We start from the raw sequence: 15088 nt of genomic DNA on the forward strand, positions 1-15088 counted from the left end.
ATCGGAAACTGTATCTATGTCCTCTCTGGCCGACAAACGCATACTTTTAGGTATCAGCGGTGGAATTGCCGCCTATAAGAGTGCCGACCTGGTTCGCCGGCTCAAAGAGCGCGGTGCCGATGTCCGGGTGGTAATGAGTGCGGGGGCACAGGAGTTTATACAGCCGCTGACCTTTCAGGCACTGTCTGCCAACCCGGTGCACACAGACTTGTTAGACCCTTCAGCAGAGGCCGCCATGGGCCATATCGAGCTGGCAAAATGGGCCGATCTTATCCTGATTGCGCCAGCCAGCGCCCAGCTAATGGCAAAGCTGGCCGCCGGTATGGCGGACGACCTACTGACCACTCTTTGCCTAGCCAGTGAAGCCCCCCTGGCCCTGGCCCCGGCCATGAACCAGGCCATGTGGCGGCACCCGGCCACCGCCGCCAATGCACAGACCCTAAAAAATCGCGGCGTTATATTCTGGGGCCCGGGAGCGGGCAGCCAGGCCTGTGGCGACGTGGGCCCCGGCCGTATGTTGGAAGCGGAAAATCTGGCGGAGCACAGCGAGGCCCTATTTGGTATAAGCCGCGCACTGCTGGGGCGCAGAGTCGTCATCACTGCCGGCCCCACCCGGGAGGCCATTGATCCAGTGAGATTCCTCAGCAATCACAGCTCCGGCAAAATGGGCTTCGCCCTCGCTGCGGCGGCGCAAAATGCCGGTGCCGAAGTCACCTTGATCGCCGGCCCCGTCACTCTGGATACACCGCCAAAGGTCAAGCGTGTCGATATTATCAGCGCCCAGGATATGTATGAGGCCGCGCAAAGTGCCGCCGACCAGTGCGATATCTTTATCAGTGCCGCAGCCGTTGCCGATTTCCGCCCCGCGCAAATCGCTACACAGAAAATCAAAAAGAAAGACGGGCAAGATGATGCCGCCATTGCCCTGGTCAAAAACCCCGATATCGTTGCCGCTATTGCCGCGCGAACTGAGCTGCGGCCATTTACCGTGGGCTTTGCCGCTGAAACTGAACAGGTTCTCGCCCACGCCCAAAGCAAGCTCCAGCGCAAGAACCTCGATATGATTATTGCCAATGATGTAAGTCAGCCGGATTCGGGGTTTAACAGCGACCACAACGCGGTCACCGCGATAGATGCCGATGGCCAGAGCCGATTGGCTCCCGCACTAAAGACCGAGCTGGCCCGGCAACTTATCGAGCTCATCGCCTCTAAGGCTGTGTAACAATCTTTACGCGCAAAATAGGGATACCTGTGGCCTCCAACAACAAAAAGAAACCGGGCAGTACCATGCAAAAAAGGTTACTTTTACCATCGCTATTAATTCTTGTCGCCTGGCTGGGCTGTGCCTACCTATTCGTTCAGCACTTTGTGATACCGCATAATCACACGCAGATTGAACTGGCCTCCCAGCAAAAAACGGCTGAACTCGCCCAGGTAGTGCAATCCTACCTCGCAGACTATTCAGCCCGCCTACAGGCCCTGGAATCGCGCAGGCTCCCCACAACAACCCTGATTAAAACGGCTAAACTGGCCGAGCAGGTATCCCTGCAAGCTTTTTCCTCCGAGCAGGTTCACGTCGGCTCAGGGCGAAGCCCATCCCTGAATTATGCCCTGGTCGACCTGTTAAAACGCGGCCGTGCAACACCGGGGCAGCCGGTGGAAATACTGCGCACAGGTGCGGAGAATGCCTGGCAATTACACAGTGTTATCAACCGGGAAAATGAGCAGCTACTGGCTACCCAGCCCTTTACCGTGCTGGAAAATACCTTAAAAAAACTGGGCAGCAGTAGCGGGCAAATTCAGCTGATGCAGAAGTTTCCCGACGCGCATCGGCAAACACTTTGGCGCGCGGGCCAGGGCAGCGGCCACAACGCGGTAGAGAGCCTTGCGGGCAGCTATCTAAGCCTGCACTTCAGCCCCTCCAGCAGCTTTATCGAACAGCACAGCCTGCCCACCTCCTGGGCCTATATCGGCGCCGGTATTGGGATACTGATAAGCCTGCTGGTACTGCTCAAACTCCAGCCCCGCGACGCCAGAGCGCCGTGGGAGAGGGGCAAAAGAACTAGCGGTACTGCGCTGAACAGGCCACACCGGCAATCTTCGGACGAGGGGGCCGCACAGATTTCCGACACTAATTTTCTACCACAGAGTTTGGCCTCGGCACCGAGCATTTCAGGCTCTGATTCGGAAGGTTCAGAAGGCGAAACAAAGGAAAATCCCCCTGAAGACTTGCCGGAAAGCAAAGTCGACAAGTCCGATCTGTCGCTCAAGGCGGAGTACCCCCAGCACGTTTTCCGCGCTTACGATATTCGCGGAATCGCCGAACGGGAAATCAACGAACCTTTCGCCTACCAACTGGGTCGGGCACTCGGCACCCTGGCACAGCATGCCGGTGAACACCTGCTACTCGTTGGCCGGGATGGGCGCAATAGCAGCGAAGCGCTCAGCCAATGCCTGCTTGAAGGTATCCTCGACAGTGGCTGCAACTCGATCAACCTCGGCCTGATTCCATCGCCGCTGCTCTATTACGCCTGTGCGAAGGGAAAAAATACCAGCAGCGGTGTCATTGTTACCGCAAGCCATAATCCAGCGGACTACAACGGCTTCAAAATCGTACTGAAAGGTCGCGCTCTGGCGGAGGACAAGCTACAGGGCCTCTACCAGTTAATGAAGAAGGGGCCGTTTAAAAGTGGTAAAGGTGTTAACCGCGAGCAGGAAATCACCGATAAATATATCGATGAAGTGTTCAACAACATCGCCCTCGCCGGTCAGCCACACCTGGTTGTCGACGCCGGCAATGGCGCCACCTCCAACCTGGCACCCCGCCTGTTTGAACAGCTGGGCTGTGCGGTAACGCCTATCTTTTGTGAGGTGGATGGCAACTTCCCCAACCACGCACCGGACCCTTCCAGGCCGGAAAATCTCCAGGCGCTGATCGAGAAGGTGCAGGCGAGCGGCGCCGACCTGGGCGTGGCCTTGGATGGCGACGGCGACCGTATCACTCTGATTTCAAGCAGCGGTCGTATCGCCTGGGCCGATCAACTGGTTATGCTGCTGGCACGGGATATCCTCGCGCGCAATCCCGGGGAAAATATTGTCTTCGATGTTAAAAGCAGCCGCAGTCTATCCCAACTCATCAGCCAATATGGGGGTCGCCCCATTATGTGGAAAACCGGCCACTCCCCGATGAAAGCCAAGATGCTGGAGACTAACGCGATCCTGGGTGGCGAACTGTCGGGGCATATATTTATTAAAGACCGCTGGTTTGGCTTCGACGATGGCATCTACGCAGCTGCGCGGGTGCTGGAAATCATGGCGCTGCGCGAACAGAGCCTGGATGAGCTCCTCGACACCCTGCCGAAAATGCACAGCACCCCCGAGATCCTGCTCCCGGTAGAGGAGGCGGAAAAATTCTCACTGGTACAACAGCTGCGCGAAAAGGGAAATTTTGCCAACGCCGACATCAATACTATCGACGGTCTGCGCATAGAGTTCCCCGATGGCTGGGGGCTGATACGCGCCTCCAATACCACTAGCGCGCTGACCCTGCGCTTTGAGGCCGAAAACGAGCAGGCCCTGGAGCGCATCCACACAGAGGTGATGGGGCAGCTCAGAAAAATTGCGCCGGCAATTGCAGTACCCGACTGGCAGCTGCTCGATTAAGATAAAAAGGCGGCACAGCCGGTGTCGCCATCAGGCTGCGGCCGTATTGCCAAGAGCACCATCCACCACATTTGTTTTAAACCTTTGGCGACTCAAGCCCGCACCCCAAGCCCGCTTGTTCGTCCCCAGTGTAAGGAATTGCCCATGTCCCTAGATCTAAACGCCGCACTGAAAAGTGCCCAGGTTCTCAATGAGGCGCTGCCCTATATTCAGCGCTTTACGGGCAAAACCATTGTGGTCAAGTTCGGTGGCAACGCCATGGTGGATGAGCAGCTACAAAACAGTTTCGCCCGGGACATTATCCTGATGAAGCTGGTGGGTATGAATCCGGTGGTGGTGCACGGTGGCGGCCCTCAAATCGGCCAATTGCTGGAAAAACTCAGTATTGAATCCCGCTTTGTCGATGGGATGAGAGTCACCGATAGCGAAACTATGGATGTTGTAGAGATGGTCTTAGGGGGCACCGTCAACAAACAAATCGTCAATCTGATTAACAAAAATGGCGGTCGCGCCGTTGGTGTAACCGGCAAGGATGGGCTGCTGATTAAAGCGCGCAAATTGGCCCGCAAAAATGACAGCGCCGGCTTACACGCCTCTGAAATTATTGATATTGGCCAGGTTGGCGAGGTAGAAAAGGTCAATATTGATGTGATCAATATGCTGGTGCACAGCGACTTTATCCCGGTGATTGCGCCTATTGGGGTCGACGGCAACGGCCTCTCTTACAATATTAACGCCGATCTCGTCGCCGGAAAAATTGCCGAAGAGCTGAAAGCGGAAAAACTGATGTTGCTCACCAATGTCGCGGGGCTACAGGATAAGAGCGGCGAAGTCCTCACCGGCCTTAGCACTCATGAAGTGGAGAGTTTAATTCAAGATGGCACCATCTACGGTGGCATGCTGCCAAAAATTGCCTGTGCCCTGGAGGCCGTACAGGGCGGGGTAAATTCTGCTCATATTATTGATGGCCGTGTGCCCCACGCCATATTGCTCGAAATATTTACCGATCGAGGCGTAGGTACTTTGATTACCAACCACGAAGCGCAAACTGTGGACCACTAGGCCCTTGGCAATTGAAGACAGCCCGGCGAATCGGTAGGATTCCGCCGCCGTCAAAATAAGGCGACAAGAGCAAAACTAAATTCCGCCCCCCAAGCGGACCAAAGGCAGTCAATGAGCAGCGAAAAAATCAATCGGCGTCAACAAATTCTGGAAGCCCTGGCACATATGCTGGAAGTCAGTCCCGGCGCACGAATTACAACAGCAGCACTGGCCAAGGAAGTCGGCTTCTCAGAAGCCGCGCTATACCGTCACTTCCCCAGTAAATCCAAGATGTTTGAAGGGCTGATCGAATTCATTGAGGAGACTATCTTCAGCCGTATCGCCATGATCCTGCAGGAAGAGCCCTCGGCGCTCAATCGCTGCCAGAAAATTCTGCAGCTCCTGCTGGCCTTCTGTGAGCGCAACCCCGGCATCACCCGCCTGCTCACAGGCGATGCCCTCACTGGTGAGACGGAAAGGCTGCACGGGCGTATCCTACAGCTGTTTGATCGCCTGGAAACCCAAATCCGGCAGATCTTGCGCGAAGCCGAATTGCGCGAGCACCTGCGCCCGACCCTGCCCCTCGGCGGTGCCGCCAACCTACTGTTGGCCAGTGCAGAGGGTCGCATCGTGCAGTACGTACGCAGCGGTTTTAAGCGTAAACCTACGGAATATTGGGCGGAACAGTGGCCGGTATTAACGGCTGGTTTTTTCCGCGAGACAGTGGCTGCGGCCAGATAGAAGTGATCTCCCGGTGGACAGCTTAGCCGCTGCCCGCCAGGGAGACTGACTAAGTCTTAGAGGTAAGCTCGCTATAACGGGCTACTGCCTTATCGAAATCATCGCTAATGGTGCCCGCCTCAGTCGCCCGCCGGCTGAGGCGCTCCTCCAACACTTCCATTTCTTTTTGCAAGTCTGCAATCCGTTGCAACAATTCCGGGGACACCTCACGACCACCCCGCTGTGTGCGTGCCGCAGAGGCCTCCTCTTGAGAAATCTGACGGCGCAGACTGCCAATATTTGAGCGCATGATCGCCATATCCTGCTCGACGATCGCCAGCTTGCGCGAGCGCGCACTCTCAATATCCGCAATACTGTTATAGCGTTTGAGCAGCTTGCGATCCGCTTCGCGCTGGGCCTCCAATTGGCGCTGAATCCGATACTCTTCGGGGCTGAGCTGTGGTGCAACCACCTCGATTACACGGCCGCTAAGCGTGAGTATCTCGTAGCCTTGCGGAACAAATTCCGGCGGAATCGTATCGTTGATCACCGGGACACCCTGGTGATCGGTATATCGATACATAACCCGGCCAGTGTTACCGAATGCCTGAACAGACAGCAATAAAAGGGCACTGATTAATAGCGGCGCTATAGGGGCGATTCGCATCGCTCTCCTCTCTGAATAAGTCAGCCCACGGCCAGTGGGGTCAAAACTTATTGACCTGCCACACCGTAGCGCTGTCGGTAGTCCACAATTTTCTGCAGAGTTTCGCTATCCTTCGACTCCTGCTCGAGAAAGCTGATCACATCGTCTAACTGTACGATGCCGACCACGGGGATATTGTACTGCCTCTCAACCTGTTGAATAGCGGAAAATTCACAATCTTCGCTAGCCTTTTCCTGGCGGTTGAGGCCGATCACAACTCCCGCTGCCTCTGCACCGTGAGATTCAATAATTTGCATCACTTCGCGCACGGCCGTACCTGCAGTAATGACATCATCGATAATCAAAACCTTGCCATTAAGCGGCGCACCCACTAAGGTTCCGCCTTCACCGTGATCCTTGGCTTCTTTTCGGTTGTAACAGAAAGGCTTATCGATCCCCTTTTGGGCCAGAGCCACAGCAGTCACCGCACCCAGCGGGATACCTTTGTAGGCCGGTCCAAAAATGACATCGAACTCCACTCCCGAAGCGATGATCGCCTCGGCATAAGCCTGCCCCAGCGCTGCCAGTGCGGCACCGGTGTGAAAGCGACCCGCATTGAAAAAATAAGGGCTTTGACGGCCCGACTTCAAGGTGAAGTCGCCGAAACACAAAACCTGATGATCCAGGGCAAGTTGGATAAAATCGCGTTGATATTGCTGCATGGAAAATTGTTAACTATTGGCTAAGGTGAAGGGAGACCTCCCCGTAGCATTCCCGGGGATAGGCATGCATATAATGTTTCTAATGATACACAGTCCGCTGGTAAGGGGCTAATAATGCGAATAGTGAGCTTGTCGGTAGACGGCGTTCATCAGGCCGCTCAACGCGGTCTCTACGATTGGTTGGCGGAGCAGGATGCAGACATCATCTGTCTTCAGGACCTGCGCTCTCTCGAGCCAGAGCTGGACCACCCGATCTTCCACCCCGACGGTTATTACAGTTACTTCTTCGACTCGGGAACCCCCCATGAAAACGGTGTGGCGATCTACACCCGCAGCCAGCCCAAAGCCATTATATTCGGAATGGGTTTCGCCAATGGTGAAGATATGTACGGCCGCTATTTACAGGCGGACTTCGAGCGCCTGAGTATCGGCTCCCTGCTTGCGCCGGTCGCCACCGACGAGGCATCGCTAGAGAAAAAAGTCCAGTTCTTTGAGGATATGCAGGCGCACTTATTAAAAATCAGCCGCAAGCGCCGCGACTTTATTTTCTGTGGCAACTGGGGCATGGCTCACCGCCGCGCCGACGTACAAAACTGGCAGGACCACCAGGACTCCCCCGGCTTTATGCGCCACGAACAGCGCTGGCTGGAGCAGCTCTTCAACGATGTTGGCTATGTCGACTCCTTTCGCCGCGTCGTGAAAGATACCGACGAATTTAGCTGGTGGCCCAGCGGCACTGTCGGAGAGGGCGACGGCTGGCGCACCGATATGCAGATCGTTTCACACGGCCTGAAAAATCGTATCGAGTACGGCGCCATCAACAAGAATGTGAAATTCTCCAGCCACCTGCCGGTGATCATGGACTACGAGATCGAGGTCTGAATCACCCCCACTTCCGGCCCACTCCTCAGCGGAGAGGGCCGGATACGGATTGCGTTACTCGGCCAGTGCCCGCTTTTGCAGCGCGATCAACTCGTCGATACCCGCCTTGCCCAGCCCCAACATCTGCGCAAACTGCTTCTCGGTAAATGGCTCACCCTCAGCAGTGCCCTGCACCTCGATCATGCCGCCATCTTCAGCCATCACCAGATTCATATCGGTATCCGCTGCGCTGTCTTCCGGGTAGTCCAGGTCCAGTAGCGGCTCCCCTTGATAAATCCCCACAGACACTGCCGCCACCATATTTTTCAGCGGATCATCGGCAATAATTTTCTCCCGCTGCATATGGCGCAGGGCGTCAACCAGCGCCACACAGGCCCCCGTAATCGCCGCAGTCCGGGTGCCGCCATCGGCCTGAATAACATCGCAGTCGATAGTGATCTGGTTCTCACCCAGTTTTTCCAAATCTACCGCCGCGCGCAGAGAGCGCCCGATCAAACGCTGAATTTCCACAGTGCGCCCGCCCTGCTTGCCCTTGGCCGCTTCCCGGGGCATACGCGAACCCGTGGAGCGCGGCAGCATACCGTATTCCGCCGTAATCCAGCCGCTGCCCTGGCCGCGCAAAAAACGTGGGACTTCACTGGACAGCGAGGCATTACACAAAACCTTGGTATCGCCAAACTCCACCAGCACAGACCCCTCCGCATGACGGGTATAGTTGCGGGTAATTTTTACCGGGCGCAATTGCGCCGGCGCGCGGCCACTGGGACGCTGCATAGTCCACCTCAAATATTGAATGAAAGGCCCGCATTATATACCCCAGTATGGCGATCCAAACGCTGTGTTATTATGCCGGGCCGATTAATACGCCTGTAGGGGATCAGCTATGGCCAGTCAAAGGGAACCGAACAAAGTGCGCAGCATGACAGCCTTTGGACGCGCCGAGGCCAATTACGCAAGTGGTACGGCTATCTGGGAACTGCGCTCGGTCAACCACCGCTACCTGGAACCGCATTTCCGCCTGCCCGAAGCCGCTCGCCCTCTGGAAACACAGCTGCGCGATACCCTGCGCAAAACGCTGTCGCGCGGCAAGATTGAACTGACCCTGACCCTAAAAGCCAATAGCGCTGAGGAGAGCGGGCTGGAAATCAACCAACCCCTTGCCCAGGCCCTGATTCAAGCGGCCAAGCAAGTGGCCAGCGGCGAAGAATTACAGCCGCTCAACCCCCTGCAAATCCTCCAGTGGCCCGGTGTTATCAGTGAACCGGAAGCGGATACCGATCAACAGTCAGCGACGATATTGGCAGCTTTTCGCGAAGCGCTGGCGCAACTGCGTGCAAACCGCGAACGCGAGGGCGCTGAGCTGGCCAAGTTTATCGAGGCCCGCCTCAAGGGTATTGAAGAGCAAGTGGCCAATGTTCGCGCGCTGCTTCCACAAATCCTCGATGCACAGCGAGACAAGCTGCGCAGCCGCCTGGAAGAGCTGCAAGTAGAGCTGGATAAGGACCGCCTCGAACAGGAGATTGTCCTGCTGGCCCAGAAAGCGGACGTGGATGAAGAGCTCGACCGCCTCAGTGCGCACACCGCTGAAACCCGCCGAGTCCTGGCCGGCGGTGGCTCCATCGGCCGGCGGCTGGATTTCCTGATGCAGGAATTTAACCGCGAAGCCAACACGCTCTCCTCCAAGTCGGTAGTGACCGATACCACCCAGGCTGCGGTAGAACTCAAAGTGTTGATCGAGCAGATGCGCGAGCAGGTTCAAAATATCGAGTGATCCCCGCTTAAAGGGGGCCACCGCTTTCCCGGTAAGGAAGATCTATGCGACAAAATCTAAAGTGGGTCGGTGCTATTTTTTTAGTGCTGGCTGCGATTGAGACTATCAATCTATTGAGCGGCCGCTCGCTCAATTATTTTGGTATTGTTCCCCGCTCACTCAATCACCTCCCGCATATTTTTTCCGCACCACTACTTCACGGCAGCAGCTGGCACTTCTTTTCGAACATATTCACCCTGTGTATCTTCAGCTTTCTCGTGCTGCAATACGGGGTAAATACCTACCTGAAGGTGACCCTGGCTATCGCAATCACCACCGGACTGGCGGTTTGGCTTTTGGGGGGCAGGGGCAACCACCTGGGGGCCAGTTCAATCATTTATGGCTACTTCGGCTTTTTACTGCTCGCAGGGTTTATCAGCAGAAAATTTAGCCGTTTACTCATATCCATTGTGGTGGCCATATTTTATGGAGGCCTTATCTTCGGTGTATTGCCCCAGGGCAGGTATATTTCCTGGGAGTCCCACCTGTTTGGTTTTATCTTCGGCCTGTTGGCAGCGAAACTCTGGGCCAAGAGCCCCGGCTATAGCGAGTCCCACTAACCCCGCTGTTATTAACTCGCATTGAACCTCAAATCCCAGTAGTGCCCACTCACACTGGGATACCCCCAAGCCAGTATCCACTCCCGTTTGCGCGACAACTTTGCAAGCCGGACTGGGGAAACCCCAGGGCTACTTCTCGGCCTACAAGCGCTCCCAACTCGGAAACAGCTTTACTTAAAAATATTTGTATAAATTTTGCACTCTCTCCCTGTGACTCCCTACACACCCCAGCTGTGGATAGCCCCTCATTAATAAAATTTTTTCTCAAAATTAATCAATTTGGCGCCTAAAGCCACACAATTTTATGCGTCTTAGTTGAGGATACCAATCTCAAGATCGTCATAAATGCGTACCAATTAGAAATATCGGTACTAATTTTGACTGAATTGGCTTGTCAATTTCAGGCAAGCCCGTTTTTGGTCCATCCGCTAAATCAAACTTATTTTGGCATAGCGACGTTATTCAGGAGTCTCCGGCCGACCAGAGTACTGGCAGCCGGATATAGAAATATCTCGGAGATATAACAATAATGAAATCATCATTAAAAAGTCTTTTGCAAAAGACGACTCTGGCGAGCGCATTGTCGCTACTGTGTGCAACCCCCTTCGCTGCCCACGCAGCAGAGGCCGACAACACACTGCTGACTGACCGCATCATCGTAAAATACAAAGACAGCGCCAAGGTTGGCAAAGCGGCCACTATGGCCACAGAAACCGTGGAAAAAGCTTCCCGCCGCGCCGGCCACAAGATGCGCCACCTGCGCCGTATGGCCACCGGTGCCCAGGTAATGCGCCTGGAGGGTCGCAAAAACAGAAGCGAAGTCAACGCGATTATCGAGCGCCTGAAGCAGGACCCGGATGTGGAATACGCAGAACCGGATCTGATCATGCAGGCGATGGCCGAGCCCAACGACCCCAGCTATCTCAACCAGTGGCACTACTACGAGTCCACCGGTGGCTTGAACCTGCCTGAGGCCTGGGACGTCACCCAGGGCGATGGCGTCGTCGTCGCAGTACTCGATACCGGATACCTGCCCCACGCCGATCTGATCGACAATATCCTGCCCGGCTACGACATGATTTCTGACACTTTCGTTTCTGTGGACGGAGACGAACGCGATGACGATCCCACCGACCCAGGTGATTGGTATGAGGCCGGTACCTGTGACGAATCCTCCGAAAGCGACAGCAGCTGGCACGGCACCCATGTAGCCGGCACCATCGCCGGGGTTACCAACAACAATATGGGGATTGCCGGTGTTGCCTACGAGGCCAAGATCGTGCCCGTGCGCGTACTCGGACGCTGCGGTGGCTACACCTCGGATATTGCCGACGGCATCATCTGGGGCGCCGGTGGTTCTGTCAGCGGCCTGCCCACCAACGAAAACCCTGCCCAGGTCTTGAACCTGAGCCTCGGCGGCAGCGGTAGCTGTGACACCACCACACAGAGCGCTATCGACACTGCGCGCGGCCTCGGCGCCACCGTCGTGGTCGCCGCTGGTAACAGTGGTGCCAATGCGGGCCAATACTCACCGGCCAGCTGTGAGGGTGTTATCACCGTTGCTGCCACTGATCGCACTGGTGGTCGCTCTTACTACTCCAACTACGGCAGTGTGGTAGATGTTGCCGCACCGGGTGGCGCACAGAGCTACGCCAACGATCCCGACGGCATCCTCTCCACCTATAACAACGGTTCTACCGACGCCGGCAGCGATAGCTACTACTACAGCCAGGGCACCAGTATGGCCGCCCCCCATGTCGCCGGCGCCGCCGCACTGATTTATGCGGTTGACCCCGACGTAACTCCGGATGAAGTGGAGTCGATCCTCACCAGCACCGCGCGCAGCTTCCCCTCCTCGTGCAACAACTGTGGCGCCGGTATTGTCGATGCGGCAGCGGCTGTCGCCATGGCGAGCGGTGACGATAGTAGCGATGACAGCGGTGATGACAGCGATAGCGGCAGTGATAGCAGCTGGACGGCGACCAACCTGTCCGGCAGCGAGGGTAACTGGGATAGATACTCGATTGATATTGAGGCGGGCACCTCCAGCCTGACCGTAGAAATCTCCGGCGGCTCCGGCGATGCAGACCTCTACCTGCGCCACGGCAGCAACCCCAACCTGCGCCGCTACGACTGTCGCCCCTATATCTCGGGCAACGACGAGAGCTGCACCATTAGCAACCCGGATTCCGGTACTTGGTATATCGGTATCCACGCCTACGAGTCCTACACCGGTGTGACTCTGGAAGCGGAAGTTACCGAGTAAATATCGGGCAACTGAGAGCGCAAAAAGGCCGGCATATGCCGGCCTTTTTGTCGATAGACTATCCCCCGAGAAAGCGGCATGCGCCACACCGCACTGAGACAACCGCTCTAGCGGCTACCCCCCTGCCAACTCGGCAATTAGCGCCGGGCATTTTCGAGCCCGCAGCTCTGTGCCTGCAAGGCGCCTTGCACGAATACTGACTGATTTCAGAATCCAAGCTCCACCGGCATTTTCGCCCCCGCAGCCCTGTGGCAGAGTCCACCAGATACGCTATTTAATAATAAAAATATGGGGCTTCTGTGAACCTGCTAACTTTCTGCATTCCATTTTTTCTTATCGCCATACTCATGGAACTCGCCCTGGACCGCTGGAAAGGCTGGGGCCTCTACCGGCTAAATGACGCTGTCGGCAACCTCAGCACGGGGATTCTCAACCGGATTATTGGCCTGAGCTATAAGAGCCTGTTCCTCGTTATCTATATCCCGCTATTTGCACTGCTACAACCCTACTATCAATTGGTCGGTTTCAATTGGTCTATCGACAACGGCTGGCACCTGGCCCTGGCGGTGCTCGCCTACGACTTCTGCTACTACTGGAAGCACCGTATCTGCCACGAAGTGAATATCTTTTGGGCGGAACACCTGGTCCACCACCAGAGTGAAGACTTCAACCTGAGTACCGCTTTGCGCCAGTCTTCCGGCGGGCTACAGCTGGACTGGATCTTTTATCTGCCACTGCTCCTGATTGGTTTGCCGGCGGAGATTGTTATTCTCGCCGGAGCTATCGATTTGATTTACCAATTCTGGGTTCACACGCAAAAAATACCCAAGATACGCTGGCTGGAATGGTGGGTAATTACCCCCTCCAACCACCGGGTACATCACGCTCAGAACCCCCGCTATATCAACAAAAACTACGGCGGAATACTCATTATTTGGGATCGTTTATTCGGTACTTACCAGCCAGAATTGGCGCAAGAGCCCTGTATTTACGGTGTGCGCAAAGCGCTGAATACCTTTGACCCCGTAGCGGCCAATTTGCAGCACTTAAAGCGCCTGGCTATCGATGCCTGGCACACCAAAAGCTGGTGGGACAAGTTCACCCTGTGGTTCCGTGCCACCGGTTACCGACCCGCCGATGTAGAAAAGTCCATGCCGGTAGCCTCCACCAATCTCGCAAACTTTAAGCCCTATGACCCGGAGATTAGCCCGGGGCTGCGCTACTACGCCCTCGCGCAACACCTGTGTTACACCGCTGCAACCCTATCACTGCTGTGGTTCACTAGCGTATTGAGCTTCGGGCAACTGATAGGCACCGTGGTAACACTGATCATTTGCCTCGCCATCAACGGAAGAATACTGGATGGTCATCCTAGCTTGAGATATATGGAGAGTCTGCGACTACTGGCATTAATTGGCGCCATACCCCTACTAAATAGTACTTATGTGCCGATTTTTATCTGCTATCTGCTTGGAAGTGCTTTGATCTGGTGGTGGTTGGCAATCCGTCACAAAGAGGATAGAGTCACCTTCGTTAGTAGTTAGCAACAGGGGGAAACCCTCGATCACAGCGAGCTGGTGGTGATTGAGAAACTCCCGCGAGGCTATCCCGGCCGGGCTCAGGTGCGCAGTGGGTAAGGTGCCCTGAATCTCCCAACAGATACCCCCAACCCGGCCGGGGGCTAGCCTTGTCCCTTCACGACACAATTCCATCTTGTGACACAAGCTTCGGTTATACTAGGCCCTTTGCTCGCGAACAGGATTAGTTGTGCAAACAGGAACCCTCTACACCGTCTCCGCCCCCTCAGGTGCAGGAAAAACCAGCTTGGTCAAAGCGCTGGTAGACAGCGACGATCAAGTGACCGTATCGGTTTCCCACACCACTCGCGCCAAGCGCCCGGGTGAGACTCACGGTACCGACTACCACTTTGTCGAGCGAGAAGAGTTTTTGGCCATGCTGGAGCGCGATGCATTTTTTGAGCACGCCCAGGTCTATGGCGACAATTACTACGGCACCGCCAAGGCCAACATCGAGGAAACCCTGGCCAGCGGCCGCGATGTGATCCTGGAAATCGACTGGCAGGGGGCCGAGCAAGTCCGCCGCCTGCGCCCCGATGCGGTGGGTATCTTTATTTTGCCCCCCTCCCAGGAAGCGCTGCGCGAGCGCCTGACCGGGCGCGGCCAGGACGACCAGGCGGTAATTGACCGCCGTATGGATCAGGCTATCGACGAAATGACCCACTATGTCGAGGCGGATTACCTGGTGATCAACGACAACTTCGACCAAGCGCTGGTGGAGCTGCGCGCCATTATCGTAGCCCAGCGGCAGCGCCTGGCAGTGCAACAACTGCGCCACGGCGAGCTGCTTCAGGCACTGTTGCGCCACTGAACCAATTGATCGAATTGCATACATTTCCCGGTCCGGTAAAATAGCCGGTCCCCTGTACAGAATTTGCCTTCGGGCACAGCAAATGGAAACGAAAGTTTATGGCACGTATTACCGTTGAAGATTGCCTTGAGCATGTGGACAACCGCTTCGAGCTCGTTATCGTCGGCAGCAAGCGCGCCCGTCAGATCGCTACAGGCGGCAGGGACCCGCTGGTTCCCGAAGAGAACGACAAACCTACGGTAATCGCCCTGCGTGAAATCGAAGAGGGCCTGGTGGATGCCGCGATCCTCGACGAGCCGGAGCGCGAAGAGGCCCCTGCAGCCATGGCGGCCCCCAACTACCTGTCAGATCAGGAAATCTGATCCGAGTTTCTAACTGAGTATTTTGTGA

General features: G+C 55.8%; 14 protein-coding genes. 11 read left to right on the forward strand and 3 right to left on the reverse strand.

The genetic code is table 11. From position 1 onward, the window contains the following. Window positions 1–16 precede the first annotated feature (16 nt). From coaBC to slmA, 4 genes are all read left to right on the forward strand, one after another. Entirely contained in the window at window positions 17–1222 is a 1206-nt protein-coding gene (gene coaBC, locus ACJJIF_RS14490; protein ID WP_444929044.1) for a bifunctional phosphopantothenoylcysteine decarboxylase/phosphopantothenate--cysteine ligase CoaBC, read from the forward strand. Window positions 1223–1287: 65 nt separating this feature from the next. Continuing rightward, complete coding sequence (locus ACJJIF_RS14495) at window positions 1288–3663, forward strand: phosphomannomutase/phosphoglucomutase (RefSeq protein WP_444929045.1); 2376 nt, start codon at window positions 1288–1290, stop codon at window positions 3661–3663. 144 nt (window positions 3664–3807) lie between these two features. Further along, window positions 3808–4725 carry an acetylglutamate kinase gene (argB, locus tag ACJJIF_RS14500; protein WP_444929046.1) on the forward strand — a complete coding sequence of 306 codons (918 nt, stop codon included), beginning with the start codon at window positions 3808–3810 and terminating at the stop codon, window positions 4723–4725. Between the two features lie 111 nt (window positions 4726–4836). Then, on the forward strand, window positions 4837–5445 hold the full coding sequence (gene slmA, locus ACJJIF_RS14505; RefSeq protein WP_108735025.1) for a nucleoid occlusion factor SlmA: 609 nt from the start codon (window positions 4837–4839) through the stop codon (window positions 5443–5445). Between the two features lie 49 nt (window positions 5446–5494). On the opposite strand, the gene ACJJIF_RS14510 is transcribed toward slmA, so the two are convergent. After that, window positions 5495–6091 (reverse strand): hypothetical protein, encoded by a 597-nt coding sequence (locus ACJJIF_RS14510; protein ID WP_444929047.1) that lies wholly within the window; start codon window positions 6089–6091, stop codon window positions 5495–5497. A gap of 47 nt (window positions 6092–6138) precedes the next feature. Next, on the reverse strand, window positions 6139–6792 hold the full coding sequence (gene pyrE / locus ACJJIF_RS14515) for an orotate phosphoribosyltransferase (protein ID WP_444929048.1): 654 nt from the start codon (window positions 6790–6792) through the stop codon (window positions 6139–6141). 114 nt (window positions 6793–6906) lie between these two features. On the opposite strand from pyrE, the gene ACJJIF_RS14520 reads away from it, so the two are divergent. Continuing rightward, entirely contained in the window at window positions 6907–7674 is a 768-nt protein-coding gene (locus ACJJIF_RS14520; RefSeq protein WP_444929049.1) for an exodeoxyribonuclease III, read from the forward strand. 54 nt (window positions 7675–7728) lie between these two features. Here the strand turns inward: ACJJIF_RS14520 and rph are convergent, their stop codons facing one another. Beyond that, the gene (gene rph, locus ACJJIF_RS14525; RefSeq protein ID WP_444929050.1) at window positions 7729–8448 is read right to left on the reverse strand and encodes a ribonuclease PH; all 720 of its coding nucleotides are present in this window, start codon (window positions 8446–8448) and stop codon (window positions 7729–7731) included. A gap of 109 nt (window positions 8449–8557) precedes the next feature. Here rph and ACJJIF_RS14530 point away from each other — a divergent pair, with 109 nt between their 5' ends. The 6 genes from ACJJIF_RS14530 to rpoZ all read left to right on the forward strand — a co-directional run bounded on the left by ACJJIF_RS14530 (window position 8558) and on the right by rpoZ (window position 15060). Continuing rightward, window positions 8558–9445 (forward strand): YicC/YloC family endoribonuclease, encoded by an 888-nt coding sequence (locus ACJJIF_RS14530; RefSeq protein WP_444929051.1) that lies wholly within the window; start codon window positions 8558–8560, stop codon window positions 9443–9445. A gap of 44 nt (window positions 9446–9489) precedes the next feature. Further along, a complete protein-coding gene (locus ACJJIF_RS14535) occupies window positions 9490–10044 on the forward strand; it encodes a rhomboid family intramembrane serine protease (RefSeq protein WP_444929052.1) in 555 nt (184 codons plus the stop codon). 529 nt (window positions 10045–10573) lie between these two features. Next, complete coding sequence (locus ACJJIF_RS14540; RefSeq protein WP_444929053.1) at window positions 10574–12310, forward strand: S8 family peptidase; 1737 nt, start codon at window positions 10574–10576, stop codon at window positions 12308–12310. Between the two features lie 299 nt (window positions 12311–12609). Continuing rightward, window positions 12610–13854, forward strand: a complete 1245-nt coding sequence (locus tag ACJJIF_RS14545) for a sterol desaturase family protein (RefSeq protein WP_444929054.1) — start codon at window positions 12610–12612, stop codon at window positions 13852–13854. A 223-nt stretch (window positions 13855–14077) separates the two neighbouring features. Beyond that, the gene (gene gmk / locus ACJJIF_RS14550) at window positions 14078–14698 is read left to right on the forward strand and encodes a guanylate kinase (protein ID WP_444929055.1); all 621 of its coding nucleotides are present in this window, start codon (window positions 14078–14080) and stop codon (window positions 14696–14698) included. Window positions 14699–14796: 98 nt separating this feature from the next. Further along, the gene (rpoZ, locus tag ACJJIF_RS14555; protein WP_444918601.1) at window positions 14797–15060 is read left to right on the forward strand and encodes a DNA-directed RNA polymerase subunit omega; all 264 of its coding nucleotides are present in this window, start codon (window positions 14797–14799) and stop codon (window positions 15058–15060) included. Window positions 15061–15088: the final 28 nt, after the last annotated feature.

The sequence above is a fragment of the Microbulbifer regidiadema (SeqCode) genome, from assembly GCF_052467605.1.

What these genes read in the sequence shown, in the direction of transcription:
- coaBC (WP_444929044.1), top strand. Translation starts at nt 17, where the DNA reads ATGTCCTCTCTGGCCGACAAACGCATACTTTTAGGTATCAGCGGTGGA.
- ACJJIF_RS14495 (WP_444929045.1), top strand. Translation starts at nt 1,288, where the DNA reads ATGCAAAAAAGGTTACTTTTACCATCGCTATTAATTCTTGTCGCCTGG.
- argB (WP_444929046.1), top strand. Translation starts at nt 3,808, where the DNA reads ATGTCCCTAGATCTAAACGCCGCACTGAAAAGTGCCCAGGTTCTCAAT.
- slmA (WP_108735025.1), top strand. Translation starts at nt 4,837, where the DNA reads ATGAGCAGCGAAAAAATCAATCGGCGTCAACAAATTCTGGAAGCCCTG.
- ACJJIF_RS14510 (WP_444929047.1), bottom strand. Translation starts at nt 6,091, where the DNA reads ATGCGAATCGCCCCTATAGCGCCGCTATTAATCAGTGCCCTTTTATTG.
- pyrE (WP_444929048.1), bottom strand. Translation starts at nt 6,792, where the DNA reads ATGCAGCAATATCAACGCGATTTTATCCAACTTGCCCTGGATCATCAG.
- ACJJIF_RS14520 (WP_444929049.1), top strand. Translation starts at nt 6,907, where the DNA reads ATGCGAATAGTGAGCTTGTCGGTAGACGGCGTTCATCAGGCCGCTCAA.
- rph (WP_444929050.1), bottom strand. Translation starts at nt 8,448, where the DNA reads ATGCAGCGTCCCAGTGGCCGCGCGCCGGCGCAATTGCGCCCGGTAAAA.
- ACJJIF_RS14530 (WP_444929051.1), top strand. Translation starts at nt 8,558, where the DNA reads ATGGCCAGTCAAAGGGAACCGAACAAAGTGCGCAGCATGACAGCCTTT.
- ACJJIF_RS14535 (WP_444929052.1), top strand. Translation starts at nt 9,490, where the DNA reads ATGCGACAAAATCTAAAGTGGGTCGGTGCTATTTTTTTAGTGCTGGCT.
- ACJJIF_RS14540 (WP_444929053.1), top strand. Translation starts at nt 10,574, where the DNA reads ATGAAATCATCATTAAAAAGTCTTTTGCAAAAGACGACTCTGGCGAGC.
- rpoZ (WP_444918601.1), top strand. Translation starts at nt 14,797, where the DNA reads ATGGCACGTATTACCGTTGAAGATTGCCTTGAGCATGTGGACAACCGC.